We start from the raw sequence: 25435 nt of genomic DNA, 5'->3' as shown, positions 1-25435 counted from the left end.
CGAGGTCAGGACGTGCCCGGACCGGCGGCCGCGGCGAGCCGCTGCCCGAACGACGCGAGGGTCGCGGTCCCCGCGTGCAGCATGTCGACGCGGACGCTCTCGTCGCTGTCGTGCCAGTGGTCCTCGGGCAGGCCCGTGCCGAAGAAGACGACCGGCGCGCCGGTCGTGCCGTGCAGCAGCGAGGCCGGCGAGCCGCCCGCGTTGCGCATGGTCCCGACCTCGTCGGCGCGGAAGCCGTCCGCCATCGCCGCCCGCAGCACCGCGAGCGCGGGCAGGTCGTCCGGTGTGCGGTAGGGCTCCTGGCCGCTCTCGACGGGGACCGAGAGCTCGTAGCGCACTCCGTCGCCCATCCGGTCCGCGACCCACGTCCGCAGCTGGTCGGCGACGCGCTCGACGCGCTGGTCGGGCACGGTGCGGATGCTGATGGACGCGGTGACGACCGAGGGGACGGCGCCCCGCGCGGGGCCCTGCACGTCCCCGGCCGTGAGGACGAGCACCTCGGCGGCGGGGCGCAGCCACAGCCGCTCGAGCGGCGCCCAGCCCGCCTCTCCCCCGACGCTCGTCGTCTCCGAGCGCTCGAGCCAGTCCTCGTCGCTGTAGGGCAGGCGCGCGATCGCGGCGCGCTCGTCGTCCGACGGGAGGGCGACGTCGTCGTGGAAGCCGGGCAGGGTGACGCGCCCGTCCTCGTCGTGCAGGCCGGCGACCAGCTGCGCGACGGCGTGCACCGGGTTGGGTGCGACACCGGAGACGGCGCCGCTGTGCACGTCCCGTCCCGGCCCCGTCGCCTCGAGTGTCGCCGTCACGAGCCCGCGCAGGCCGACGCACGCGGCGGGGGCGTCCGCGCGCCACAGCAGGGTGTCCGAGAGCATCACCACGTCGGCCCGGGTCGCCTCGGGGTGCTCCTCGAGCAGCCCGGCCAGGTGCTCGGAGCCCGCCTCCTCCTCCCCCTCGACGAGGACCTTGAGGTTGACCGCCGGAGCGGTGCGGCCCGTCACCGCCAGGTGGGCGCGCACGCCCCACACGTGGCAGAGCACCTGACCCTTGGCGTCGGAGGTGCCGCGGCCCCACAGCCGGCCGTCGCGCAGCGCGGGCTCGAACGGGGGCACCTGGCCCCACGAGTCGTCCCTGGCGGCCCGCACGTCGTGGTGGCTGTACACGAGGACGGTCGGGGCGTCCGGCGCCGCGCACCACTCGGCGTACACCGCGGGGGCCCCGCCCTCGACCTCCCACACCTGGACGCGGGGGAAACCGGTGTCCCGCAGGACCCCGGCCAGCCAGTTCGCCGACCGCTGCAGGTCGGGCTGGTGCTCCGGCATCCCCGCGACGGAGCGCAGCCGGACCCAGCCGACGAGGTGGTGCACGAGGTCGTCCAGGTGCTCCGCGACGTAGGCGTGCAGGTCCTCGAGGGCGACGCCGCCGTCGCCCTGGGCGGCAGTGCTCACGCGACGGTCCGCTCGGCGGCAGCGGCGACGACGTCCTCGAGGCGGCCCGTCGCCTGCGCCACGCCGCGCTGCCACCGTGCGCCCGTCCCGCGGGTCAGGACGCGGTCGAGCCCCTGCTCGACGACGGCGAGGTCACCCGCCGCCGCGAGCGCGTCGCGTGTGTGGTCCAGCAGCGCCGCCAGCACGTCGGGCGCGGGTCGCAGCCGGTGGGTCGCGGGGTCCACGAGGTCGTCCGCGGTCCCCGACCGGCTCGCGCGCCACGCCGCCATCCGCAGGACGCACGTCGGGTCGGCGGGGACCGGCTCGCCGGCGCGCCACCGGTCGGCGGCGGTGTCGACGAGCGCCCGCGCGAGCGCCGCGACGAGGACGGTGTCCGCGACGTCCAGGCACACGTCGGGCACCCGGATCTCGACCGTCGGGTAGTGCGCCGAGAGGCGGGCGTCGAAGTAGACCATCGCCTCGTCGAGGACGGTGCCCGTGGCGATGAGCTCCGCGACCACGGCGTGGTAGGCCGCGGCGGAGCCGAACGGGTCCGCCGGGCCCGTCCCCGGCCAGCGGTTCCACGCCTGCGTCCGGTAGCCCGCGTACCCGGTGTCGGCGCCCTGCCAGAAGGGTGAGTTCGTGGCGACGACCGTCAGGACCGGCAGCCAGGGCCGGATGCGGTCGAGCACCGCCACGCCCTCCTCGTCGCAGGAGACCGCGACGTGCACGTGGCACCCGCACGTCAGCTGCTCGGCACAGGTCAGCCCCACGTGCGCCGCGATCGCCTCGTAGCGCGGGTCGGGCGTGAGGACGGGCGCGACGGGCAGCGGGAACGTCGCGAGGGCGGCGGCGCGGGCCCCGACGGACCGGGCGGCCGCGTCGGCGGCCCGCCGCAGCCGGCGCAGGTCCTCGGCCACGTCGGCCATGGCGGTGCGCGGCGGGGTGGCGGTCTCGACCTGCTCCTGCTGCAGCTCGCTCTCGAGCGGGACCACGACGCCGGCGACCGGGCCGGGCGCGTCGGACCCGGCGGGCGCCGCCCACCGGGTGACGGCCGGGCCGCCCGGCACGGTGCGTCCGGTGCGCGGGTCGACGAGGAGGAGCTCCTCCTCCACCCCGACCGTGCGCAGCGTGGGCGCGGCGGCGTCGGCACCGGGTGCGGTGCGGGCGGCGGGGGCGGAGACGGGGGCGAGAGACATGGCGCAGGGCTCCCGGGGTGGTGCGGACGGGGACGCCGCCGCCTTCCGGACGGTCTCGTCGAAGCGTCTCCAGGCTCGCACCCGGCCCGTGGTCCCGCTCGTCGAACGGCGCGCCCGCACGTCGCGGACCAGGGCCGGCCCGGGCGCCGGCGCGCGCGGGCGGCCGCGGTGTGCTGGTCTGGTCGCGGGCGGCGCGGCGCGACCGTCCGACGCGACGGACCTTCGGCGACCAGAGGTGACCCATGACGCGCACCACGGACGACGTCGGGGGCGTGGTCTCGCCCTCGGGGCAGGGGCGTGCCCGCCCGGCACGCGACCGCCACGTCAGCGACTTCACCGAGCTGATGCGCGCGGTCCAGGAGGCGGGGCTCCTGCGCCGGCGTCTCGGGTACTACTGGACGCGCTTCGCGGTGCTGACCCTCCTGCTCGCGGGCGTGGTGACGGCCTTCGTGCTGCTCGGCCCCACGCGGTGGCAGCTCGCGGTGGCCGCGGTGCTCGCGGTGGTGCTCGGCCAGGTCATGTTCCTGGGGCACGACGCGGCCCACCGCCAGATCTTCCGGTCCGGGCGGTGGAACGAGTGGGCCGCGCTGGTCATCGCGACCCTGTACGCGGGCATGAGCTACGGGTGGTGGAACCACAAGCACAGCAGGCACCACGCGAAGCCCAACACGGTCGGGGCGGACCCGGACATCCGCGCCGGGGTCCTCGTCTACACCACCGCGAACCTCGAGCGGCCGCGCACCGGGGTGGTCGGCTGGTTCGCGCGGCGGCAGGGGTGGTTCTTCTTCCCGCTCCTGCTCCTGGAGGGCCTGAACCTGCACGTGTCGGGCGTGCGCACCCTCCTCGGCCGCGGACCGGTCAAGCGGCGCCCGGTCGAGATCGCGTTCGTGACCGCCCGGCTGGCGGGCTACCTGGCGCTCGTGTTCTGGCTGCTGCCGTTCGGCATGGGCGTGGCGTTCCTGGCCGTCCAGCTCGGCGTCTTCGGGGTGTACATGGGGGCGTGCTTCGCGCCGAACCACAAGGGCATGCCCGTGCTGCCCGCCTCGGCCCCGGTCGACTTCCTGCGGCGCCAGGTGCTGCAGAGCCGCGACATCACCGGGGGCCGGTGGGTCGACCTGCTCATGGGCGGCCTGAACCACCAGGTGGAGCACCACCTGTTCCCGAGCATGCCGAGCCCGTCGCTGCGGCGGGTGCGCCCCCTGGTGCGGCGCTTCTGCGCCGAGCGCGGGATCCCGTACACCGAGACCGGCCTGGCGGAGTCCTACCGGATCGTCGTGCGTCACCTCAACGAGGTGGGGCTGGCGGCGGCGGACCCGTTCCGGTGCCCGCTCGCGGCCGAGCTGCGCACGACCCGCTGACCGCGTCGCGACGGCGTCGCGGCCGGGCTCACGCCGCGTCGTGACGCGTGCTGCGGTCGTCCCCGCCGGTCGCCGTCCGGCTCTCCAGCTCCTCGGGCAGGACGGGCACCGGGGCGACCACGACGTCCTGGAGCTTCCAGTCCAGGTCGCTCACGTCGCGCACGAGGGCCGTCAGGTCCTCGAGGGTCGGTGCGTGCCCGGCGCGGGGCACCACGAAGCACTCGGCGTGGAAGACGTGCCCCTCGTCGCGCAGGCGCACCCGCCCGTCGGCGACCCACGGCACCCCGGCGAGGTGGGCGTCGACCTGCGCGACGAGCGGGTGCACCTCGTCCCCGTCGACCGTGGTCGCGCGCGCGTCCATGAGCGCCACCGTCGCGGTCCGGACGTTGCTCACGCCGTCCTTGAGGATCGAGAAGGAGATCACCAGCGCCGCCGTCGCGTCCGCCCACCACAGGCCGACGCCGATCCCGAGGACGCCGACGATGCCGGCGACCGCGGTGAGCCAGTCGGCGCGGTTCATGTCGGCGTCCGCGTAGAGCACGCGGTCGTGCAGGGTGCGCGCCAGCGGCAGCTTGGCGCGCCCGAGCAGCACGGGCGGCACCGCCGTGTACGCGAGCACCGCGATCATCAGCCACCCCGACCACACCGGCTGGTCGAGCACGACGAGGACGCCGACCGGCGGGTGCTCCTGCGCGAGCAGCGAGCTCGCCGACTCCCACACCAGCAGCGCACCCATCGTCAGCAGCGCGGTACCGGCGACGAGGTGCCCGACCCCCACGGAGCGGTGGTACCCGTACGGGTGGCGCGGGCTGGGCCGACGTCGGGTCACGTGCGTCGCGACGAGGAACGCGGTGGGCGGGATGAGGGACAGCAGGTCCTCCGCCCACGCGGTGCGCATGGCCTGCGAGCTGCCCATGACGAGGTACATGAGGACGATCGCCGTGACCAGGAACCCGATCGTCAGCCACGCCAGGCGCACGGCACGGCGCAGCGCCTGCTCCTGCTCGGCGGGCAGCTCGGTACTGCCGAACCGGCGGGTCACGGCAGGCCCCCCACGTCCTGCTGGACGTCCTGCGCGACGAGGAAGCGCTCGAGCTCGACGAGGAACGCGTTCTCCCCGGCGCGCGTCGCCATGACGTGGTTCTCCTCGTCCCCGTGCTCGTCGGGCACCGTCACGTAGGGACGGGTCAGGGCGACGCGGGAGGACCACGGCGAGGACGCGGTGAGGCCGCCGACGAGCATCTCGACGTCCCCCTCCTCGAGGGCCGCGACGAGCTGCTCCTCGCTGCCGACCTGCCACTCCACCTCCGCGTCGAGGTGCTCGGCGAACGCGACGACCAGGTCCACCTCGCGGCCCTCGGGCGGCGCGTCGTCACCGTCGGGGAGGCTGGTCCACGGCTCGCGCACCGTCACGCCCACGCGCAGCTGCCCGCCCCGCACCCGCTCGAGCGTGCCCTCCGGGTCGGTGGGTACCGTCACCCCGCACCCCGCCGTCAGCACCACCAGCACCGCGCTCACCAGCGCCGTCGTCCGTCGCATGCCGCCAGTGAAGCCCACCGGGCCCGTTCCGCAACCGGACGGGTGCGCCGTCCGCGCAGGTCAGCGGCCCGTCCGCCCCGGCGGACGGCGCGGTCCCGGAGCCGCCCGGCGGGACGCACGGCGTTTCGGTCAATGAACCGAATGCGCGCCACAGCCCGACGGCGTGGTGCAATGCCGCGGTTCGGCGGCGCCGCCGCGAGGGGCAGCAGTGTGGAGGACGTGTGGACCAGTCGTTGGTGCCGGTGTTCGAGCAGGTGCTCCGGCGCAACCCGGGTGAGGTCGAGTTCCACCAGGCGGTGCGCGAGGTCTTCGACACCCTCGGCCCCGTCGTGCGCAAGCACCCGCGGTACGCCGACGCCGCCGTGCTGGAGCGGCTGTGCGAGCCGGAGCGTCAGGTCATCTTCCGCGTGCCGTGGGTCGACGACGCCGGCCGCGTGCAGATCAACCGCGGGTTCCGCGTCGAGTACAACTCGGCCCTCGGGCCGTACAAGGGCGGCCTGCGGTTCCACCCGTCGGTCTACCTCGGGATCGTCAAGTTCCTGGGCTTCGAGCAGATCTTCAAGAACGCGCTGACCGGCATGCCCATCGGCGGCGGCAAGGGCGGCTCGGACTTCGACCCGCGCGGCCGCTCCGACGGCGAGGTCATGCGGTTCTGCCAGTCCTTCATGACCGAGCTGTACCGCCACCTCGGGGAGCACACCGACGTGCCCGCGGGCGACATCGGTGTCGGCGGCCGCGAGATCGGCTACCTGTTCGGGCAGTACAAGCGCATCACCAACCGCTACGAGTCGGGCGTGCTCACGGGCAAGGGCGTCGCCTGGGGCGGGTCGCTCGTGCGCACCGAGGCCACCGGGTACGGCACGGTGCTCTTCACGCAGGAGATGCTGCGCACCGCCGGCCGCGACCTCGAGGGCCTGCGGGTGTCCGTCTCCGGCGGCGGCAACGTCGCCGTGCACGCCATCGAGAAGGCGCAGCAGCTCGGCGCCCAGGTCGTGACGTTCTCCGACTCCTCCGGCTACGTCGTCGACGAGGCGGGCGTCGACCTCGCCCTGCTCAAGGACGTCAAGGAGGTGCGCCGCGGGCGCGCCGCCGACTACGTCGCCGAGCGTCCCGGTGCGCGCCTCGTCACCGACGGCAGCGTCTGGGACGTGCCCGTGGACGTGGCGCTGCCGTGCGCGACGCAGAACGAGCTGCTCGAGCAGGACGCGAAGACGCTGCTGCGCAACGGCGTCGTCGCGGTCGCCGAGGGGGCGAACATGCCGACGTCCCCCGAGGCGGTCGCGCTGCTGCAGGAGGCCGGCGTGCTGTTCGGCCCCGGCAAGGCGGCCAACGCGGGCGGGGTGGCCACCTCCGCGCTGGAGATGCAGCAGAACGCGTCCCGCGACTCGTGGACGTTCGAGCACGCCGAGGAGCGCCTGACCGAGATCATGGTCGGCATCCACGACCGCTGCGCCGCGACCGCCGAGGAGTACGGCGCGCCGGGCAACTACGTGCTCGGCGCCAACATCGCCGGCTTCCTGCGCGTCGCGGACGCGATCGTCGCCCTCGGCGTGATCTGACCGCACCAGCACCCGCTCCCGGACACGGTGCCGGTCGCCGCCCGGCGCGGGTGTGAGCGACGGCACACCGCCGGTCCGTCACGCGCGGGGCCGGCCGGTGTCCCCCTCGTGTCGGGACGAGTCGAGGGAGGACGTATGTCGGGAACGGTGCGTGTCGTGGTGGTCGGGGGCGGGTACGCCGGGGTGATGGCGGCCAACCGGTTGCTCGCCCGGCGGTCCGGTGGCGTCGGCGTGCCGGCGCCGGTCGACGTCGTGCTCGTCGACCCGGCGCCGCGGTTCACCGAGCGGATCCGGCTGCACGCCGTCGCCGCGGGTGCGCGCGCGTCCGCGGGCCGGGACTGGGCGGACGTGCTGCACCCGCGCGTGCGGCGCGTCACGGCGCGGGCCGTGCGGCTCGACACCGCGACGCGCCACGTGCTGCTCGACGACGGCGCTCGCGTGCCGTACGACCACGCCGTGCTCGCGGTCGGCAGCGGCGCGCGCGCCGGCGCCCTGCACTCGGTCACGGACACGGCGGGCGCGGAACGCACCCGCGCGGCGATCGCGGACCTGGCCCCCGGCGAGGCCGTCACGGTCGCGGGCGCCGGCCCGACGGGTCTGGAGGTGGCGTGCGCCGTCGCCGTGGCCCGGCCGGACCTGTCCGTGACCGTCGTCGACCCGGCCGGCCCGCCCGCCGGTGAGCCGGCGGTCGCGCGTCGGCTCGCGCGGCTGCGCGTGGACGTCGTCGCCGGCACCGTCGACCCCACCACGGGTGCGGTCACGGCCGTCGACGGCCGCACGCGCGCCGCCTCGCCCGTCACCGTGTGGACCGTCGGGTTCACCGTGCCGGGCCTGGCGGCGGACAGCGGGCTGCCCGTCGCGCCCGACGGCCGCCTCCTCGTCGACGAGACGCTCACCGTCCCGGGCCACGACCACCTCGTGGGCGCCGGCGACGCCGTCGTGGTCGACAGCCCCCGCGGCGCGCACCTGCGCATGTCCTGCGCGGCCGCGATCCCGCTCGGCGCGCACGCAGCCGACACCGTCCTCGCACGGGTCGCGGGCGTGCCGCCGCGACCGCTGGACGTCGGCTTCGCCGCGCTGTGCCTCGACCTCGGTGCGGGGCACGGGCACGTGCGGTTCGTGGGACGCGACGACGCCCCCCGGCCCTGGGCGGTCCGCGGCCGGCCCGCGGGCTGGGTGAAGGAGGGCATCTGCCGCGCGACCGTCTCGTGGCTCGCCGCCGAGGCCCGCCGGCCCGGGCGCTACCGCACCCCGGTGCCCGGCCCGGCGGTGCCCGGCGCGTCGGCACCCGGCCCGTCCGTCGCGGCGGACGCGTGAGCGCCCCGACCGACGGCGACGCGCTGTTCGCCGCGCACCGTGCGACGGTCGTCGCCGTCGCCTACCAGGTGCTCGGAACGCGCGCGGACGCGGAGGACGTCGCGCAGGACACCTACCTGCGCTGGCGGGAGGTGGACCCCGCGACGGTGCACGACCCCCGCGCCTACCTCGCGACCATGGCCACCCGTACCGCGCTGAACGCGGTGCGCTCCCGGGCCCGCCGGCGCGAGGAGTACCCGGGTCCCTGGCTGCCCGAGCCCGTCGTCGCGGACGACCCGCTGCGCCGGCTGCTCGTGCGCGAGCAGCTGACGTACGCGCTGTCGGTGCTGCTGCAGGACGTCCCGCCGGAGCAGCGTGCGGCGCTCGTGCTGCGCGACGTGCTGGAGCTGCCGTACGCCACCGTGGCGCGGGCGCTGGACCGCAGCGAGGAGGCGGTGCGCCAGCTCGTGCACCGGGCCCGCGCCCGCGTCCGGGCCGCGGCCGGCGGTCCCCCGCGGCCCGCCGAGGACGCGGCCGTGCTGGAGGCGTTCGTCGCCGCGGTGGCCGCCGGCGACGCGCAGCGGCTGGTCGGTCTGCTCGCTCCCGACGTCGTGCTCGTCTCCGACGGCGGCGGCAAGGTCTCGGCCGCGCGCCGCCCCGTGCACGGCGCCGACGACGTGGCCCGCTTCGTCCTGGGCGTCGCGGCCGGCGCCGAGGCGGGCCTGCGCGTGGAGCTGGGCACGGTGAACGGCGGTCCGGGCGTGCTCGTCCACGCCGGCGCGCGGCTGGAGCTCACGGTCGCCCTCGGCGTCGACGTGCACGGGCGTGTCACCGGCGTCTACCTCGTGCGCAACCCGGACAAGCTCGGCTCCGCCGCGGGGGCGGGCGGCCCGTCCCGGTCGTGACGACCGCCGGGCCGGCGCGTCAGGCCGCGTCGACCCGGCCACGGGTCGTGCCCCGACCGGGCTCGAACCCGGCCACGTGGGGGCCGCGCCCGAGCGCTGCGGCGGCCCCCGCTCAGCGGCGCCGGACCGCGATCACGCGCTGCAGCACGACGAACGCGAGCAGCACGCCGCCGATGAACACGCGCGTCCACCAGGAGTCGAGGCCCTCGCGCGCGATGAGCACCTGGATGAGCCCGTACACGAGCACGCCCGCCCCGGTGCCGAGCACGAACCCGACACCGCCGGACAGCAGCGTCCCGCCGATGACGACGGCGGCGATCGCGTCGAGCTCCATGCCGATGCCCGTGAGGTTGAACCCGGACTTCGTGTAGAGCGCGAAGAGGATCCCGGCGATGCCGGCGCACGTGCCGCTGATGACGTAGACCCACACGCGCGTGCGCGCCGGCTTGAGGCCCATGAGCGTCACGGCGGCGCCGCGGTCGCCCGCCCCCAGCCCGTACACGGTGCGCCCGAAGCGGGTGTAGTGGAGCAGGTAGACGGCCACGAGCAGCACGGCGAGGGCGATGAGGATGCTGGCGTTGATGCGCCAGAGGCCGCGTCCCTCGCCGAACTTCAGGCTCCAGGACGCGAGCGCGGAGAAACCGGGGTCGTCGATCGCGAGGGAGTTGGTGCTGACGACGTTCGCGAGGCCGCGGGCCAGGAACATCACGGCGAGCGAGGCGATGAAGGGTTGGATGTCGAACACCTGCACCATGACGCCGATGAGCAGGCCGCAGGAGGTGCCGATGAGCACGCCGACCACCAGCACGGCCGGCAGCGGCAGCCCGGCGGTGAAGAGCTTCGCGGTCGCCAGGCCGACGAGCGCGACGACCGCGCCGACGGACAGGTCGATGCCGCCGGCGAGGATGACGAACGTCATCCCGACCGCGAGCACCAGCAGGTACGAGTTGTCGATGAGCAGGTTCGACAGCAGCTTCATGCTGAGGAACGACGCCCGGTCGGTGCTGTACCGGCTCTGCCCGACGCCCAGCATGATCAGCAGCGTCAGGACCGTGCCGAGCACGGGCAGGAAGCGGCGGTCGACGCGGCCGAGGTAGCCGCGCACGCGGTCGACGGACGCGCGCGGACCCGTGCCCCGCGGGGCCGGGCGGGTCAGCTGGTCGGTGCTCATGCCGCCACCTCCACGGGTCGCTGCGCGCCGCGGGCGCCGGGACGGGGTGTCCTCAGCCGGCCGCGCAGGTAGGGGGACGCCGCCACGCAGACCGCGATGAGCACGACCGCCTTGAACAGCGGCGTGGTCTGGCTCGGCAGCTCGAAGATGATCACCGCGCGCTCGAGCGCGGACAGCAGCAGGGCGCCGACGACGAGCCCGCCGAGGTGGAACCGGCCGCCGTCGAGCCGCGTGCCGCCGAGGACGACGACCATGATCGCGTCGAGCTCGCGCAGCAGGCCGATGTTGTTGGCGTCCGCCGCCATCGTGGGTGCGCCGTAGACGATGCCCGCGAGCCCGGCGAGCAGGCCGGCGATCACGTACACGGTCCAGGTCGTCGACCGAGCCTTGACGCCCGCGAGGCGGCTGGCCTCGCGGTTGATGCCGATCGACTCGAGGAACATCCCGAGCGCGGTGCGCCGCACGGCGAGGGTCACGAGGACGAACACCGCGACGGCGATGACGACGGGCGTCGGGACGCCGAGCACGAACCCGGAGCCGAGCGACTTGAACGGCGGGCTGGTGACCGTGGTGATCTGCCCCTCCGTGATGAGCATCGCGACGCCCCGCCCGGCCACCATGAGGATCATGGTGGCGATGAAGGGCTGGATCCCCAGCGCCGCGACCATGAAGCCGTTGAACGCGCCGGCGACGGCACCGAGCCCGAGCCCGAGCGCGAGGGCGGTCGCGACGGTCACCGGGCTGCTGGGGTCGGCGGCGCCGTCGAGGTAGGTCAGCGACACGGCCAGCGACATCGCCATCACCGCGCCGACGGACAGGTCGATGCCGCCCGTCGCGATGACCAGGCACATGCCGAGCGCCAGCAGCAGCGGCGTCGCGCTGTTGCGCAGCAGGTCGACGAGCTGGCCGTACAGGTGGTCGTCGCGCAGCGTGACGTCGAGGAAGCCGGGGCTCTTGACGCCGCACGCGAGCAGCAGGACGACGAGCGCGACGCTCGGCCACAGCAGCCCGTGCTGCGTCACCTCGCGCCAGATCGTCCCGGCGCGGCCGCCGGGCACGTGGGCCGTGGACGTGGTCATGCGTGCACCCCGCTGCTCGCGATGGTCTCGAGGACGGTCTCGGTCGTGACGTCGTCGCCGTTCGTGACCTCGGCGATCTTCTGCCGGTCGCGCATGACGACGACGCGCTGGCTGAGCCGCAGCACCTCCTCCAGCTCGGAGGAGATGAAGACGACGGACATGCCGTCCGCGGCCAGCTCGGTGACCAGCCGCTGGATCTCCGTCTTGGCGCCGATGTCGATGCCGCGCGTCGGCTCGTCCAGCACGAGCAGCCGCGGTGCGGTCGCGAGCCACCGGGCCAGCAGGACCTTCTGCTGGTTGCCGCCGGACAGGTTGCGCAGGAGCGCGTTGGGGTTCGGCGGGTTGATGTTGAGGGCGACCACGTACTTCTGCACGAGCTCGTCGAGCTCGCGGCGCGGGATGCGTCGCCACGTGCCGCGGCTGGCCTGCAGCGCGAGCGCGATGTTCTCGCGGACCGTGAGGTCGCCGATGACCCCTCCTTCTTGCGGTCCTCGGTCGACAGCGCGATGCCGCGGCGCAGCGCCGCGAGCGGGGTCGGCAGGCGCACGGGGGTGCCCTGCAGCGACAGGTGTCCGTGGTCGGGACGGTCGGCACCGGTCAGCAGGCGCGCCGCCTCCGTGCGCCCGGATCCGAGCAGACCGGCGAACCCGACGATCTCGCCCGGGTACAGGTCGAGGTCGAACGGCTCGACGGAGCCGTCCTTGCCCAGCCCCACGCCCGTCAGCAGCGGCGTCTCGCGCGAGGAGTGCGTCGTCACCGCGGTCCTCGCCTGCTCCTCGATCCCCGCCAGCGCCTCCCCGAGCGGCCCACCATGTGGGAGATCAGGTCGCGCCGGGACAGCTCGGCGGTGCGGAACTCGCCGACGAACCGGCCGTTGCGCAGCACCGTCATGCGGTCGGAGAGGGCGTAGACCTGCTCGAGGAAGTGCGAGACGAACAGGATGGCCACGCCCGCGTCGCGCAGGGTCCGCACGACGCGGAACAGCTCGGCGACCTCCGCCTTGTCGAGGCTCGAGGTCGGCTCGTCGAGGATGAGGACCTTCGCGTCGACGACGAGCGCCCGCGCGATCGCGCACAGCTGCTGCACCGCGATGCTGTGCGCCGCGAGCGGCGAGCGCGGGTCGATGTCGAGGTTCAGGCGCTGCAGGTAGCGCCGCGCCTCGCGACGCGTCGCGTGCCAGTCGACGAACGGGCCGCGCCGCACCTCGTGGCCGAGCATGACGTTCTCGGCCACGGTGAGGTTGGTGCAGAGGTTGACCTCCTGGTAGACGGTGCTGATGCCCGCCGCCTGCGCCTGGCTCGGGTCGTCGAAGCGCAGCTCCTGCCCGTCCACGGCGATGCCCCCGGAGTCGACGCGGTAGACGCCGGTGAGCGCCTTGATGAGCGTGGACTTGCCGGCGCCGTTCTCGCCCATGAGGGCGTGCACCTCGCCGCGGCGCAGCACGAGGTCGACGCCGTCGAGCGCCTTGACCCCGGGGAACGTGATCGTGATCCCGGTCATCCGCACGACGGCGTCGTCCGCCTGCGCGTTCCTGTCGGACATCGGTGTCCTCTCCTCGGACGGAGGGTCGCGGCACGGGGCCGGCCGCACGTGCGGCCGGCCCCGCGGACGGTCAGTACGGGCGGGCGTCGACCTCGGCCTGCGTGATCGTCTGGTCGAAGGACTTGTCCTCGACGATCGTCGTCTCCGGCACGTCCTCGCCGTTCGCGACCTTGGTGATGAGCTCGGCCAGCTGGTCCCCGAACACCGGGTTGCACTCGACGACGAAGTTGAACTTCTTGTCGACGAGCGCCTGCAGGCCGTCGCGCACGCCGTCCACGGACACGATCTGGATGTCCTGACCGGGCACCTTGCCCGCGGCCTCGATGGCCTCGATGGCGCCGAGGCCCATGTCGTCGTTGTGCGTGAAGATCAGGTCCATCTCCGGGTACGCCTGCAGTGCCGCCTCGACGGCCGTGCGGCCCTCGGCGCGCGTGAAGTTGCCGGACGCCCTGCCGATGACCTGGTCGCCGACGACCTCGTTGAACCCCTTCTCGCGGTCGACCTGCGCACCGGAGCCGAGCGTGCCCTGCAGCTCGAAGACCTTGGCGTCGGGGGCGTTCTCCGCCACCCACTCGCCCGCGGTGCGGCCCTCCTGCTCGAAGTCGGCGCCGATCCACGTGACGAACGGGTCCTCCACCGACGTCTCGACCGTGCGGTCGACCAGGACGACGGGGATCCCGGAGTCCTTGATCTCCTGCAGGACCTCGTCCCAGCCGGTCTCGATGACCGGGGAGAACGCGATGACGTCGACGTCCTGGGCGACGAAGTCGCGCAGGGCCTTGATCTGGTTCTCCTGCTTCTGCTGGGCGTCGACGAAGTTGAGGTCGAAGCCGTTCTCCTCGGTGAGGCTCGCCTTCACGGACTCCGTGTTGGCGGTGCGCCAGCCGCTCTCGGCACCGAGCTGCGAGAAGCCGACGCGGATGAGGTCGCCGCCCGAGCCGCCGTCGGAGCCGGCGTCGGCCCCACCGCTGCTGCTGCAGGCACCGAGGGCGAGCGCCGCGCCGAGGCCGACGAGGGCGGCGAGGCGGGTGCGCAGGGACGCGGGACGAGACATGAACTCCTCCTTGAGCCGGTTCGGACCGCGATGTCCGACCCGCCGATTGTTAACGTTCACAACATGCCGGTCAAGACTCGTCGGTCACGATCCGGTCACGCGTCCTGCCCCGCGTGCGGACGTCAGGTGCGCGGGCGCCCGCTGCTCGCGCGCACGGTGAGCGACGCACGCACGAGCACGGGCTCCGCGGGCTCGCCCGCCATGGCCGCCACGAGCTGGTCCAGGCACCGGCGTCCCAGCTCGACGAAGTCGGGCCGCACCGTCGTCAGCGGCGGGAAGAAGTGCGCGGCGCCCTCGACGTCGTCGTAGCCGACCACCGACACGTCGTGCGGCACGCGGACGCCCGACTCGGCGAACGCGTGCAGCAGCCCGAGCGCGAGCTGGTCGTTCGCGGCGAAGACGGCCGTCGGGAGGCGGTCCGCGCCCGCCCGGTCCCGCTCGAGCAGCTCCTTGCCGATGCGGAAGCCGGTGGACGCCGTCCAGTCGCCGGGCACCGGGTCGCGGGGGTGCAGACCCGCCTGCAGCATCGTGTCGTGCCACCCGCGCGCCCGCGAGCGGGCGTCCAGCCACACGGACGGCCCGCTCACGTGCAGCACGTCGGTGTGGCCGAGGTCGAGCAGGTGCCGCGTCGCCAGCCGCGCGCCCGCGTACTGGTTGACCGCGACGGTCGGGACGTCGCCGTCGAGCTCTGCGGGGCCGATCATCACGACGGGCACGCGCGCGGGGAACGAGCGCACCGCACGCACGGCCTCGTCGTGCGAGGCGATGACGACGACCCCGTCGACGCCCTGGTCCAGGTAGTGCTCGAGCGAGGCGCGCACCGTGGCGACGTCCCACCGGGTCACCGTCGCGACCGACACGTACATGCCCTGGCCGCGGGCGGCGTTCTCGAGCGCGATGAGGGTCATCGTCGGCCCGTACAGCGGCGAGTCCTCGGTGACGACGCCGATCGCGCCGGTGCGCCGCGTCACGAGCGCACGGGCCACGGTGTTGCGGCGGTAGCCGAGCTGCTGGATCGCGGACAGGACGCGGTCACGGGTCTCGGCGCGCACGTGCGGGTGGTCGTTGAGCACGCGCGAGACCGTCTGGTGGGACACGCCCGCGAGCCGGGCGACGTCGCCCATCGCCGGCGGGCGCCCCGCCGGGGCCGGGTGCTCCGGGACGGCCGCGGGCGCGACGACCGGCTCGCTCGTGGTCTTGCGCGTCACCCTCGACTCTTCCCGTCACCGTGCGGCCTGCACGCCACCGTACAGCGGGTGCCGGCGGCCGGATCCCTGTGAACGCTAACAGGGCGCGGTCCCGCACGGAAGCAACCCGTCCCGTCGCCGCCCTCCGGCGGGCGATCACCGTGCGCCGGCCCGCCCCGCCCGGCGTCCGCCCTGCGCCCCCGCCCCGCGGGTACACCTCACCTACCGCCGCCCCGCGCAGCCCTCTCACCCGCCCCGGATGAGTAACCCGGCACTCACGACACCCCGGTGGACCCGCACGACAGTGAGGACCTCAGCGCGGCCCACCGGGCCGGCACCAGCGACGAGGGAGTCACGATGGCAGGCACGATCAGCAAGAAGGTCCCACCGGCACGCACGAGCGGCACGGCGCGGCCCGCCCGTCCCCGGCGACCACGGCAGGTGGCGGCACCACGGGTGCGGACCCGCTCGTGGTGGTCCCCGCGTCCTTCCTGGGCGACGCGCTCAAGGGCCTCGTCTCCCGCTACGTCTCCCCCACCCTGCCGGCGCCGGCCGGGGGTGCGGCCGACCAGATCAGGCGCGGCATCGAGCGCGCCGTCGGCGGGCTCCCGTTCGCCGTCGTCCCGCAGGGGGTCCAGCCGCAGTCGGCCACAGGGCCCACGCCCACCGCGGGCACCGACGAGGACGTCGTCCTCGTGCCCGCGGGCTTCCTCGGCGGGCTCCTCGGCGGGCTCGGCGGCGGGCTGCTCGGCGGCACCGTGGGCAAGTGGTTCGGCAACGAGCAGGCCGGGTCGGCCATCGGCAAGGCCGCCGGCGGCGTGCTCGGCGGGATGATGCCCTTCCAGGTGGTGCCGCCGGACGTCGTGCCCGCGAGCGCCGGCCCCGACGCGCCCGCCGCACCGCAGGAGGACATGGTCCTGGTCCCCGCCGGCTTCTTCGGCAACCTGCTCGGCGGTCTGGCCAAGACCGTGGGCGGCATGGTCGGGGGCAGCACGGGCCGGACGATCGGCGACACCGCGGGGACCCTGATCTCGCGCTTCGTGCCGTTCTCCGAGGTCCCGCCCGAGGTCGTGCCGCAGTCGACCGGCCCGCAGGGCACCACCGCGGAGGACGAGCGGCTGATCGTGCTGCCCGCCGGCTTCTTCGGGAACCTGCTCTCCGGGCTCGCGGGCACGGTGGGTAAGGCCATCGGCGGTGCCCTCGGCGACGCGAGGACCGGTGAGGACGTCGGCAACGCCGTGTCACCGATCCTCAGCTGGATCCCGTTCCAGGCCCTGCCGAGCGAGCTGCAGCCCGCGTCGGCCGTGCCCGGCACGGAGGCGGGCGCGAAGGAGGAGCTGGTCCTGGTCCCGGCCGGGCTGTTCGGCAACCTGCTGTCCGGGCTCGCGGGCACCGTGGGCAAGGCCATCGGGGGCGCGTTCGGCGACGCGCGGACGGGTGAGGACGTCGGCAACGCGGTCGCGCCGGTGCTCCGGCTGTTCCCGTTCTCCGTGGTCCCGCCCGTGGGCGTCGGCGCCGCGGTCTGAGACGGGGCGGCGACGATGATCACGTTCACGCGACCGGACGGGGACGGGCACGGCGTCGGCTCGTCGTTCCACCCGGCGGACGCGAGCCCGGGCAGCGCGGCCGCGTCCGTCCGCTCCCGGACCCACGACGAGGCCGGCGCGGTGCTCGCGGAGCTGTACGGGTACCTGCGGGAGCAGACCCCGGCGCACCCGGCGCTCGCGACGGTGCTGCCCGTGCTCGGCGACGCCGTCGCCCAGCACCGGGCGGGCCGCACCGCGGACCCGTACGACGGGGCGCGGGCGGTGCTCGCGGCGATCGAGGCGGTCCGCCGCTCCGACGCCACGATCCCCGAGCCCTGAGGGCGGTGCCGCGTGTGCCCGCCGGACCCGCGCGAGCGGTTCCTCGTCGGGGGTGAGCCGACCGTGCTGCGCGCGGTCGAGGAGCTCCTGACGGCGGACCCGGACGTGGACGTGGTCGCCGTCACGACCGGTCGCGCCGGACCGGCGCGGCTGGTCGTGACCATGCACGCGGACCAGGCCGAGGCGCTCGCGGCGGCGCTCGCGCGCCTCGTCGTCGTCGAGCAGGACACCCCCTGCCCGACGTCCTCCCCCACCACCTCCACCGCCGCCGGTGTGAGGTGCGGGTGCCGGCCGCGGCACACCGCGGCCGGCGCCCGGACCCGGGCCACCGGCGCGACCCGGCGCGTCCGCTCCGCCGGCGGCCACCCGACGGAACCACCCGACCGGGCCACCCGACCGAAGCTCCCGACGACCCCCGACCCCCGACCCCCGACCACCACGTCCCCACCACACCCCGACCACCCGTGCGACCACGCACGACCCGACGAGGAGTCCACGATGTCCGAACCCACCGCGTCCGGGACCGGCGGCACCGACCACGCCGCGCCGGTGCGCACACGCCCCCGCAGGTACCTGGTCGCCCAGGACGAGGGGATCGCCCCGATGGGGGCGGGACCGCTCGACTTCGGCTGGGTGGTCGAGCAGCTGCGGACCGACCCGGCCGTCGACGTCGTGACCGAGCTCGTCCCCCGCGACCTCGTCCTGCAGCAGACGGGCGCGTCGACCCTGCGCACCGTGGTCGTGGCCGCCATGCCGCCGTCGACCGCGGCCGAGCTGGCCACGCACCCGCAGATCGTCCTCGAGGAGGACGTCCCCGTGCACCCCAGCCCCGTGCCGCTGCCCGGGGCCGCGGCCACCGACCCGGCGGCGTTCGTGCCCTTCGGCACCGCCACCGAGTGGCGGCTGCAGGTGCGCGGCGCCGACGGCGCACCCGTCACCGGTGCCGCCGTCTACCTGTACGGCAGCGGCGTGCCCGCGCAGGGCCGCACGGACGGCACCGGGACCGTCGCCCTGTCCCTCGCCGGGGAGACGGACGCGACGCTGCGCGCGCTGTACGTCAACCCGCAGCGCGACCACTGGTCGCTGTGGGTGGACGAGCCGGCGCTCGTCGCGGGGGCGACGAACACCGTCACCCTGCGCTCCCTGACCGAGACGTTCCCCGGCTTCCCCGCCGAGCAGCTGCTCGGGTGGGGGCAGCGTGCGATGCGGCTCGACCGGGTGCCGCGGGAGCTCGACGGCCGCGGCGTCCGCGTCGCCGTCGTGGACTCCGGTGCGGCGGCCCGGACCCACGGCGACCTCGGCGCCGTCCGCGGCGGCGTCGACCTCACGACCGTGCCGGCCAACCCCACCGGGTGGACCGACGACGTCATCGCCCACGGCTCCCACTGCGGCGGGATCGTCGCGGGCGCCGACGACGGCAGCGGGATCCGCGGCTTCGCGCCGGGTGCCGAGGTCCACCACGTGCGGATCTTCCCGGGCGGCCGCGTCAGCAGCCTGCTGGAGGCCGTCGACTACTGCATCGAGCAGCAGGTCGACGTCGTCAACATGAGCCTGGGCAGCGGCGGGACCTCCCAGCTCCTGCTGCAGAAGCTGGCGCAGGCCCGGGAGCAGGGCGTCGCGTGCATCGTCGCAGCCGGCAACTCCGGCGGGCCGGTGCAGTTCCCCGGGTCCTCGCCGGACGTGCTCACCGTCGCCGCGATCGGGCGGCACGACGAGTTCCCGGCGGACAGCTACCACGCCCAGCAGGTGCTGCCCGGTGGCAGGACGGACGGGGACGACTACTTCGCCGCCCGGTTCTCCTGCCACGGCCCGGAGGTCGACGTGTGCGGGCCCGGGGTGGCGGTGGTCTCGTCCGTGCCCCCGGCCGGCTTCGCCGCGTGGGACGGCACGTCCATGGCGACGCCGCACGTCGCCGGGCTGGCGGCCCTCGTGCTCGCCCACCACCCGGACTTCCGGACGCCGGGGCTCGCGCTGCGCACGGGCGCCCGCGTGGACCGGCTGTTCGAGATCCTGCGCGGGTCCGCGACACCGCTCGACCTCGGCGACGCCACGCGCACCGGTGCGGGCCTGCCCGACGCCGTGCGCGCCCTCGCGCTCGACGACGAGGGCCGGCCGGGGCAGGACCAGGGCGCCGACGAGCCCGCCGCGGCACGGTTCGCGATCGAGGCCGCCCTCGAGCGGCTGCGGCAGCAGCTCGTCGCGGCGGGCCTGCTCGAGGCGTCCACGGCCCCGGCCGCTGCACCCGCGCCCTCCGCACCCTCGGGACCGCAGCCGCCGTCCGCACCGCAGGCCGGCGCTGCAGCGACGGGCGCAGCCGACCTGCCGTTGCGCCGCCGGCTGGCCGGCCTCGAGGCGCAGCTCGCCGCCGCGGGTCTGGTCGTGACGCGATGAGGTGGCCGTCCGGGCCGGAGGGCGAGGACCCGTCGGACGTCACCCGCGCGCCGGGGCCGGTCCCGGCCGGTGTGCGCGCGACGGTGCGGTCCTCCCCCGGCCTGGTCGCCGACTCGGTCCTCGCCCGGCCGCTCGCCGACCGCATGGCCGAGGCCGGCACCGCCGACCTCCTCGACGTGACGATCGAGCTCAACACGTTCCACCCGGGCGGGCTCACCGGGGCGGCGCACGACGCGCGCACGCTGCTCGGGGAGGTCGCGCCCGGCAGGCCGGTGCGCACCACGACCCTGTACCTGACGGTCGAGCTGACCGCGGACGAGATCCGGCACCTGGTGCACGCGGACGAGCACGCGGCCCGGGACGCGCGCGCGGCCGCGGCCGCCGGTGGGGACCCGCGGCAGGGCGTGCCGGTGCGTCCGGGGGCGCCGCGCCGCGCGGTGCACCGGATCTGGCCGAACTTCCGCACGCACGTGCTCATCCACCGCACCGTCGTCACGACCAAGTGCGCGGCGGCGCAGCGCTCGTTCGACGCCTCCGGCGAGGGCGTCGTGTGGGCCGTCCTCGACTCGGGGATCGACGGCGAGCACGCGCACTTCCGCACGCACGGCACGCTCGACGGCGACCTGCACCGCAGCTTCGTGCCCGGCACGACCGACGACGACGCGCTGACGGACGAGGCCGGCCACGGCACGCACGTCGCGGGCATCATCGCGGGCGAGCAGACGGACGCCCGTCCACCGGGCTCCGACGAGCCCGCGCCCGTCGTCGCCGCCACCTGGTACCGCACCGGCGACGACGCGACGGGCGTCGAGCGGGTCGTCCTGCGCCGCGTGGCGGGCATGGCCCCGCGGTGCCGGCTCGTGTCCTGCAAGGTCCTGCGCGCGGACGGCTCCGGCGACGTCGCGGCGCTGCTCGAGGCGCTCGAGTACGTGCAGACCCTCAACCGCGGCGGCGCGGACCTGCAGGTCCACGGCGTCAACCTCTCGGTCGGCTACCCGTTCAGCCCCGAGTGGTTCGCCACGGGCCTGACGCCGGTGTGCCGGGAGGTCGACCGCCTGGTGCGCAGCGGGGTCGTCGTGGTCGTCGCCGCCGGGAACACCGGCGGCGGGTACGCCCTCGACAGCCGCCGCCGGCAGGTCCAGATGGGCTTCGACATGACGATCAACGACCCGGGCAACGCCGAGCAGGCCCTCACCGTCGGCGCCACGTCGACCTCGCCGCACTCGACGGGCATCTCCTACTTCTCGTCGAAGGGCCCGACCGGGGACGGGCGCCTCAAGCCCGACCTGGTCGCCCCGGGCGAGCGGGTGCTCAGCGCGGGCACGGGTGCGCTGCTGGCCGAGGCGCGACAGGGCGTCGACGACGCGACGTACGTCGAGAACTCGGGGACCTCGATGGCCGCGCCGCACGTCTCGGGCGTCGCCGCGGCGTTCCTGTCCGTGCACCGGGAGTTCGTGGGACGCCCCGACGACGTCAAGCGGATCCTCATGAGCACCGCGAGCGACCTCGGACGGGCTCGCACCTTCCAGGGCGCCGGCCTCGTCGACGCCATGCGCGCCATCCAGAGCATCTGACCGCACGAGCCGGCGAAGGAGACAGCACCATGACGTTCCCGTACCAGGAGGTCGAGCTCGAGAAGGACGGCTCGGTCCACGACCGTCGGCAGGTCGACGCGGCCCTGACCATGCTCGAGGAGGAGCACGTCGGCGACGTCCTCCTCCTCGTGCACGGCTGGAACAACGACGTCCCCGCGGCGCGGCGCATGTACGACCGCCTCATGACCAGCCTCGAGGGCGTGCGCCCGCAGGTGGACGGGGCCGGGGACCTGCGCATCGGTGTCGTCGGCGTGCTGTGGCCCTCGATCCGGTGGGCCGACGACGTCGCGGGCGGCGGGGCGAGCGCCGCGGAGTCCGCCGCCGCCCTGCAGGCCGACATCGCCGACCGCGTCGAGGACCCGGCGGCGGCGGCCCGGCTCGAGGCGCTGGTGCCGCGGCTGCGCGACTCGGCGCCCGCACGCGCGGAGTACCTGCAGGTGCTGCGGGCGCTGCTGCCCCCGTCGAGGACGTGGACGACGACGACCCCGTTCCGCCGGCGCTGCGCGCCCCGGCTGCGGACGCCGACGAGGCCTTCGCCCTGGCCGCGAGCGCCACGGACCTGGAGAACGCACCCGTGGCGGGCGGCGGTCAGGCCGGCTTCGGCTTCGGCTCCCTGCTCGAGGGGGCGCGCAAGCTGCTCAACACGGTCACCTACTACACGATGAAGGACCGGGCCGGGACGGTGGGGACGCGCGGTGTCGGACCCCTGCTCGACGCGCTCGTCGGCGAGAGCCGGCGGCAGGGGCGCACGGTGCGGGTGCACCTGGTCGGGCACTCGTTCGGGGCGCGCGTCGCCGCGGCCGCCGCGCTGTCGGCCACCGCGCCGGTGTCCTCCGTGACCCTCCTGCAGGGCGCCTTCAGCCACTACGGCTTCGCCGACGACTGGGACGGGCGTGGCAGCCGCGGGCTGTTCCAGGCCGTGCCGGGGCGCCTGGCGGGTCCGCTGGTCGTCACCCACACGAAGAACGACACGGCGGTGGGTCTGGCGTACGCGATCGCGTCCCGGCTCGCGAACCAGGTGGCGGCCGGGCTGGGCGGTGCGGACGACGTCTACGGCGGCATCGGCCGCAACGGTGCGCTGCGGACGCGTGCCGTCACCGAGCCCCCGGGCCGGCTCGGCGCGGTCGGCACGCGCTACGCGTTCGCCCCGGGCCGGGTGACGAACCTGCTGTCCGACGACTTCATCCCGACGCACGGCACCGTCGCCGGACGGGAGGTCGCCGCCGCGGTGCTGCAGGCCATGACGACGGCGACCCGCTGACCTCAGCGGCGCTGCGCGGCCCGGCCGAGGGCCTCGGCGAGCTGACCGCGGTCGGCGATGCCGAGCTTGCGGTAGCAGTGCTGCAGGTGGTTCTCGACCGTGCGCGGTGAGACCTGCAGCAGCGCGGCGACCTGGGGCGACGTCCTGCCCGCGGCGACGAGCTCGGCCACCTCCCGCTCCCGCTCCGTGAGCGGGTCCGCGTGGTCCTCCGGCCGCAGCCACCAGCCCGGCAGGCCGGCGGGAAGGGCGTGGCCCAACCGGTCGAGGACGACACGGCACCGCCGCGCCGCGGTCGTCCCGGCCCCGCCGCCCGCCCGCACGGCCGCGGCCGCCGTCTCGGCGGCGAGCCAGTGCAGCCCCCGCTCCTCGTAGTCGAGGGCGACCTGGCCGAGCGCCGCGCCGTCGCCGTCGGCCGCCGCGCGGGCGTGGCGGGCGTAGACCTCGGCGAGGGCGAAGTCCGCCCGCGCGGCGACCGCGGCCGTGCTCTCGGCGACGTGCGCAGACGGTGCCACGCGGGCGCACAGGTGCAGCGCGCGCAGGTGCACGAGCGTGTGCCCGTGGTGCTGCGCGTCCCGCGCGACCGCCGCGGCGGCCTCCAGGGCCGCCCCGTGCAGCCCCCGCACGTGCAGGCTCTCCGCACCGGCGAGCCGCGCGAGGTCGACGAGCGCGTGCGGCACCACGTCCCGCTCCGTGCGGCGCGCCTCACGCAGCGCCGCCTCCGCCTCGACGGTGCGGCCCGCCGCCGCGTGCGCCAGGGCCAGGTGCGCGAGCGCGTACCCCCGCAGCACCGTGTCGACGTCCGGCCGTCCGACCGACGCCTCGCCCAGGTGGACGGTCGCCCGCGCGACGTCCCCCCGGTCGAGCGCGCAGCGGCCGACGACGACCGCGCCGAGCTGGTAGGCCAGGGGCCACCCCTCGTCGATCCCCGTGCGCCGCAGGTCCTCCCCGAGCGTCTCCGCGACGCCCACGGCGCCGCGCGCGAGCTCGCACAGCGCGCGCACCGCCGGTCCGGCCGCGCGCGGCAGCGGTGTCGTGCCACCGGCCGTGCCCGTGCCGGCGAGCAGCGCGCACGCCGCGTCGAGCCGGGCGAGCTGGGCGCACGCGCCCGCGCCCGCGAGCAGGACCAGGCCGTCGTGCACCGGTGCGCGGTCCTGGGCGAGCGGCACCAGCCGGTCGCCGAACCAGACGTCGACGAGCAGTCGGTGGGCGTCGGCGCGCGCGCCGTCGTCGCACGGTGCGGTGGGAGGTGCGGCCGGTGGGCGTGCCCCGGCGCGCAGGGCGAGGATGGCCGCGCGGTGCGCCGCCAGACGCGACCCGCCGGGTGCGTCCGGAGGCACGGCGCCGTCCGGCGCGAGCGCGTCCGCCGCCCGGTCGTAGCGGCCGAGCTCGACGAGCGCCGCGGCCCGCAGCTCGGCCGACTCGGCGTCGCACCCCGCGCCGGCGAGGAGGTGCTCGGCGAGCTCCGGGTCGTGCCGGTGCAGCGCGCAGCGGGCGGCGGGCAGGACCAACGACGCGTCGACGGGCCGGCCGGCCAGCTGCGACAGCAGCACCGCACGTACCGCGTCCGGCCCCTGCGCGGGCGCGGCGTGCGCGGCGGTGGCGGTGACGGTGGCGGCGAGGCTGCGGGCGAGCCGCCGGCGCCGGACCTGCACCATCTGCGTGCGGATGACGTCGGCGTACGCGGGTCGGACGGCCGTGTCGAGGCGGGTCCCGACGGGCGCGACGTGCAGCACGCCCGACTCCTCGGCGCGCTCCACGGCGCTCACGCCGAACGCGGCCGCCAGGTCGTCCACCTCCACGCCCTCGACGAGCACGGCCGCGTGCAGCACGTCCCTCACGTCCGGGTCGAGGCGGGCGAGCTCGCGTCCGAGCCGCACCCGGGTGAGCGGTGGTGCCTGCAGCTGGCCGTCCCAGACCCACGTCCCGTGCTCGCACCGCAGCCGGCCGACCTCGAGGCCGTGGTCGACGAGCTCGGTCAGGACGCGCGCGTTGCCGCCGGAGAAGCGCAGCAGCCGGTGCAGGGACTCCTCGTGGAGGTGGCCGCCGCGCAGACGGCGTGCCGCGTAGGCCGCGAGGTCCCGCGCGCGCCACGGGGCGAGCTCGACGACGCCCAGCGGCTGGAGCGGACGCAGCAGGTCGAGCACCTGCGGGGCGTGGGCCGCCGGGACGGTGCCGGCGAGCTGGACGGTCCTGCGGTCGAGCGCCTCCGCGAGCGAGGCGAGCGCCGACGGGCTGAGCAGGTGCACGTCGTCGACGGCGACGACGGCCCCGCCCCGCTGGTGCCGCTCGGTGCGCGGGCCGGACCCGGGCTCCGTCGCGGCACCGCGCAGGAGGCTGCAGAAGGCGGACTCGTCGACGGCGGGAGGGCGGACCAGCGTCCCGGTGCCCGCCGCACCCGCCGACAGGCGCGCGTGCACCTGGCGCAGCACGAACGACTTGCCGCTCCCGCTCTCCCCGACGACGAGGACGCCCGAGCGGCGGGGGTCCGCGACGGCGGTGAGCACCTGCGCGGCGGAGCCGCTGAGCGCCGCGCCGGCGCGTGGGGCGCCTGCCGTGCCGTCGCGGCCGCCGTCGAGCCGCCCGTGCACGCCCGCCCGCACGCGCACCGCCTGCGCGCGGGCGTCGGTGGGTCGCCGGTCCATGCTCCCCCTCGTCCGGGCCGAGGCGCGCGTGCCCGCGCCAGGGCAGCGGGTCGCTGGGCACCGGACGCGCCCCGTCTCCCGGTCGTGCTCACGTCGTCCCCGGCACGGGGAGCAGCACGCACGGACGAGGCTCCGGGGCGTCCCTGCCCCGTGCCCACGTCCGGTGCGGACGTCAGGTGGTGCCGCGCCACCCGCAGGTCGGCACCGCCGGAGGGGCGGGCCCGCAGCGCGTCGCGGTCGCGGACCCGGACGTCGTGGCGAGCGGGTGCGTCGGCACGGTGCCCCGCGACGGGGTGCACGCGCGTGCGCACCGGGCGTCCTGCGCGGTGTCGTCCTGCTGTGCCATGCCCGCCCCCGAGCCCCCTGCGGCG

The 25435-nt window shown here is 75.8% G+C and carries 19 protein-coding genes and 1 pseudogene; 10 read left to right on the top strand and 10 right to left on the bottom strand.

The genetic code is table 11. The features are described 5' to 3' along the window. Window positions 1–5: 5 nt before the first annotated feature. Window positions 6–1442, bottom strand: coding sequence for a M20/M25/M40 family metallo-hydrolase (locus tag GC089_RS08685; protein ID WP_230685158.1), 1437 nt, complete (start codon window positions 1440–1442; stop codon window positions 6–8). Continuing rightward, window positions 1439–2620: a glutamate--cysteine ligase gene (locus GC089_RS08680; protein ID WP_196250871.1), complete on the bottom strand. Its 1182-nt coding sequence runs from the start codon at window positions 2618–2620 to the stop codon at window positions 1439–1441. The genes GC089_RS08685 and GC089_RS08680 overlap by 4 nt, the downstream gene beginning before the upstream one ends. Before the next feature lie 242 nt (window positions 2621–2862). Here GC089_RS08680 and GC089_RS08675 point away from each other — a divergent pair, with 242 nt between their 5' ends. Continuing rightward, on the top strand, window positions 2863–3978 hold the full coding sequence (locus GC089_RS08675) for an acyl-CoA desaturase (protein WP_155377361.1): 1116 nt from the start codon (window positions 2863–2865) through the stop codon (window positions 3976–3978). A 28-nt stretch (window positions 3979–4006) separates the two neighbouring features. Here the strand turns inward: GC089_RS08675 and GC089_RS08670 are convergent, their stop codons facing one another. Then, entirely contained in the window at window positions 4007–5020 is a 1014-nt protein-coding gene (locus tag GC089_RS08670; RefSeq protein ID WP_155377360.1) for a cation diffusion facilitator family transporter, read from the bottom strand. Further along, on the bottom strand, window positions 5017–5517 hold the full coding sequence (locus GC089_RS08665; protein WP_155377359.1) for a transporter substrate-binding domain-containing protein: 501 nt from the start codon (window positions 5515–5517) through the stop codon (window positions 5017–5019). The genes GC089_RS08670 and GC089_RS08665 overlap by 4 nt, the downstream gene beginning before the upstream one ends. A 221-nt stretch (window positions 5518–5738) precedes the next feature. Here GC089_RS08665 and gdhA point away from each other — a divergent pair, with 221 nt between their 5' ends. The 3 genes from gdhA (at window position 5739) to sigJ (ending at window position 9277) form a co-directional block, all read left to right on the top strand. Then, complete coding sequence (gdhA, locus tag GC089_RS08660) at window positions 5739–7076, top strand: NADP-specific glutamate dehydrogenase (protein WP_155377358.1); 1338 nt, start codon at window positions 5739–5741, stop codon at window positions 7074–7076. Between the two features lie 135 nt (window positions 7077–7211). Then, on the top strand, window positions 7212–8393 hold the full coding sequence (locus GC089_RS08655) for an NAD(P)/FAD-dependent oxidoreductase (protein ID WP_155377357.1): 1182 nt from the start codon (window positions 7212–7214) through the stop codon (window positions 8391–8393). Beyond that, window positions 8390–9277 (top strand): RNA polymerase sigma factor SigJ, encoded by an 888-nt coding sequence (gene sigJ, locus GC089_RS08650; RefSeq protein ID WP_155377356.1) that lies wholly within the window; start codon window positions 8390–8392, stop codon window positions 9275–9277. Before GC089_RS08655 ends, sigJ begins: the two co-directional genes overlap by 4 nt. A gap of 112 nt (window positions 9278–9389) precedes the next feature. Here the strand turns inward: sigJ and GC089_RS08645 are convergent, their stop codons facing one another. From GC089_RS08645 to GC089_RS08625, 5 genes and pseudogenes are all read right to left on the bottom strand, one after another. Continuing rightward, complete coding sequence (locus tag GC089_RS08645; RefSeq protein WP_155377355.1) at window positions 9390–10448, bottom strand: sugar ABC transporter permease YjfF; 1059 nt, start codon at window positions 10446–10448, stop codon at window positions 9390–9392. Next, complete coding sequence (locus GC089_RS08640; RefSeq protein WP_155377354.1) at window positions 10445–11527, bottom strand: ABC transporter permease; 1083 nt, start codon at window positions 11525–11527, stop codon at window positions 10445–10447. The genes GC089_RS08645 and GC089_RS08640 overlap by 4 nt, the downstream gene beginning before the upstream one ends. Further along, window positions 11524–13069 (bottom strand): annotated as a pseudogene (locus tag GC089_RS08635) (sugar ABC transporter ATP-binding protein). The gene GC089_RS08640 and the pseudogene GC089_RS08635 overlap by 4 nt, the downstream one beginning before the upstream one ends. 70 nt (window positions 13070–13139) lie before the next feature. Next, window positions 13140–14123, bottom strand: a complete 984-nt coding sequence (locus GC089_RS08630) for an ABC transporter substrate-binding protein (RefSeq protein WP_155377353.1) — start codon at window positions 14121–14123, stop codon at window positions 13140–13142. A 122-nt stretch (window positions 14124–14245) separates the two neighbouring features. Continuing rightward, window positions 14246–15331, bottom strand: coding sequence for a LacI family DNA-binding transcriptional regulator (locus GC089_RS08625; RefSeq protein ID WP_230685157.1), 1086 nt, complete (start codon window positions 15329–15331; stop codon window positions 14246–14248). 449 nt (window positions 15332–15780) lie between these two features. Here GC089_RS08625 and GC089_RS08620 point away from each other — a divergent pair, with 449 nt between their 5' ends. The 6 genes from GC089_RS08620 to GC089_RS08595 are packed head-to-tail and all read left to right on the top strand — an operon-like array spanning window position 15781 to window position 22422. After that, entirely contained in the window at window positions 15781–16836 is a 1056-nt protein-coding gene (locus tag GC089_RS08620; protein ID WP_155377352.1) for a hypothetical protein, read from the top strand. A gap of 15 nt (window positions 16837–16851) precedes the next feature. Beyond that, window positions 16852–17175, top strand: coding sequence for a hypothetical protein (locus GC089_RS08615; RefSeq protein ID WP_155377351.1), 324 nt, complete (start codon window positions 16852–16854; stop codon window positions 17173–17175). A 12-nt stretch (window positions 17176–17187) separates the two neighbouring features. Continuing rightward, window positions 17188–19566, top strand: coding sequence for a S8 family serine peptidase (locus GC089_RS08610; RefSeq protein WP_155377350.1), 2379 nt, complete (start codon window positions 17188–17190; stop codon window positions 19564–19566). Beyond that, window positions 19563–21140: a S8 family peptidase gene (locus GC089_RS08605; protein ID WP_155377349.1), complete on the top strand. Its 1578-nt coding sequence runs from the start codon at window positions 19563–19565 to the stop codon at window positions 21138–21140. Before GC089_RS08610 ends, GC089_RS08605 begins: the two co-directional genes overlap by 4 nt. Before the next feature lie 29 nt (window positions 21141–21169). Next, the gene (locus tag GC089_RS08600) at window positions 21170–21826 is read left to right on the top strand and encodes a hypothetical protein (protein WP_155377348.1); all 657 of its coding nucleotides are present in this window, start codon (window positions 21170–21172) and stop codon (window positions 21824–21826) included. After that, complete coding sequence (locus GC089_RS08595) at window positions 21736–22422, top strand: hypothetical protein (RefSeq protein ID WP_155377347.1); 687 nt, start codon at window positions 21736–21738, stop codon at window positions 22420–22422. The genes GC089_RS08600 and GC089_RS08595 overlap by 91 nt, the downstream gene beginning before the upstream one ends. Before the next feature lie 2 nt (window positions 22423–22424). On the opposite strand, the gene GC089_RS08590 is transcribed toward GC089_RS08595, so the two are convergent. Continuing rightward, a complete protein-coding gene (locus GC089_RS08590) occupies window positions 22425–25064 on the bottom strand; it encodes a LuxR C-terminal-related transcriptional regulator (RefSeq protein WP_155377346.1) in 2640 nt (879 codons plus the stop codon). Window positions 25065–25435 lie beyond the last annotated feature (371 nt).

It is taken from the genome of Cellulomonas sp. JZ18, from assembly GCF_009720485.1.
Taxonomy (GTDB): Bacteria; Actinomycetota; Actinomycetes; order Actinomycetales; family Cellulomonadaceae; genus Cellulomonas.
The sequence above is the reverse complement of the archived record's forward strand: the minus strand, read 5'-3'. Positions and strand labels throughout refer to the sequence as shown.

Bases quoted from the DNA above. Each gene is read 5' to 3' on its own strand.
- GC089_RS08680 (WP_196250871.1), bottom strand. From the start codon at position 2,620: ATGTCTCTCGCCCCCGTCTCCGCCCCCGCCGCCCGCACCGCACCCGGT.
- GC089_RS08675 (WP_155377361.1), top strand. From the start codon at position 2,863: ATGACGCGCACCACGGACGACGTCGGGGGCGTGGTCTCGCCCTCGGGG.
- GC089_RS08665 (WP_155377359.1), bottom strand. From the start codon at position 5,517: ATGCGACGGACGACGGCGCTGGTGAGCGCGGTGCTGGTGGTGCTGACG.
- GC089_RS08655 (WP_155377357.1), top strand. From the start codon at position 7,212: ATGTCGGGAACGGTGCGTGTCGTGGTGGTCGGGGGCGGGTACGCCGGG.
- GC089_RS08645 (WP_155377355.1), bottom strand. From the start codon at position 10,448: ATGAGCACCGACCAGCTGACCCGCCCGGCCCCGCGGGGCACGGGTCCG.
- GC089_RS08640 (WP_155377354.1), bottom strand. From the start codon at position 11,527: ATGACCACGTCCACGGCCCACGTGCCCGGCGGCCGCGCCGGGACGATC.
- GC089_RS08630 (WP_155377353.1), bottom strand. From the start codon at position 14,123: ATGTCTCGTCCCGCGTCCCTGCGCACCCGCCTCGCCGCCCTCGTCGGC.
- GC089_RS08615 (WP_155377351.1), top strand. From the start codon at position 16,852: ATGATCACGTTCACGCGACCGGACGGGGACGGGCACGGCGTCGGCTCG.
- GC089_RS08605 (WP_155377349.1), top strand. From the start codon at position 19,563: ATGAGGTGGCCGTCCGGGCCGGAGGGCGAGGACCCGTCGGACGTCACC.
- GC089_RS08600 (WP_155377348.1), top strand. From the start codon at position 21,170: ATGACGTTCCCGTACCAGGAGGTCGAGCTCGAGAAGGACGGCTCGGTC.
- GC089_RS08590 (WP_155377346.1), bottom strand. From the start codon at position 25,064: ATGGACCGGCGACCCACCGACGCCCGCGCGCAGGCGGTGCGCGTGCGG.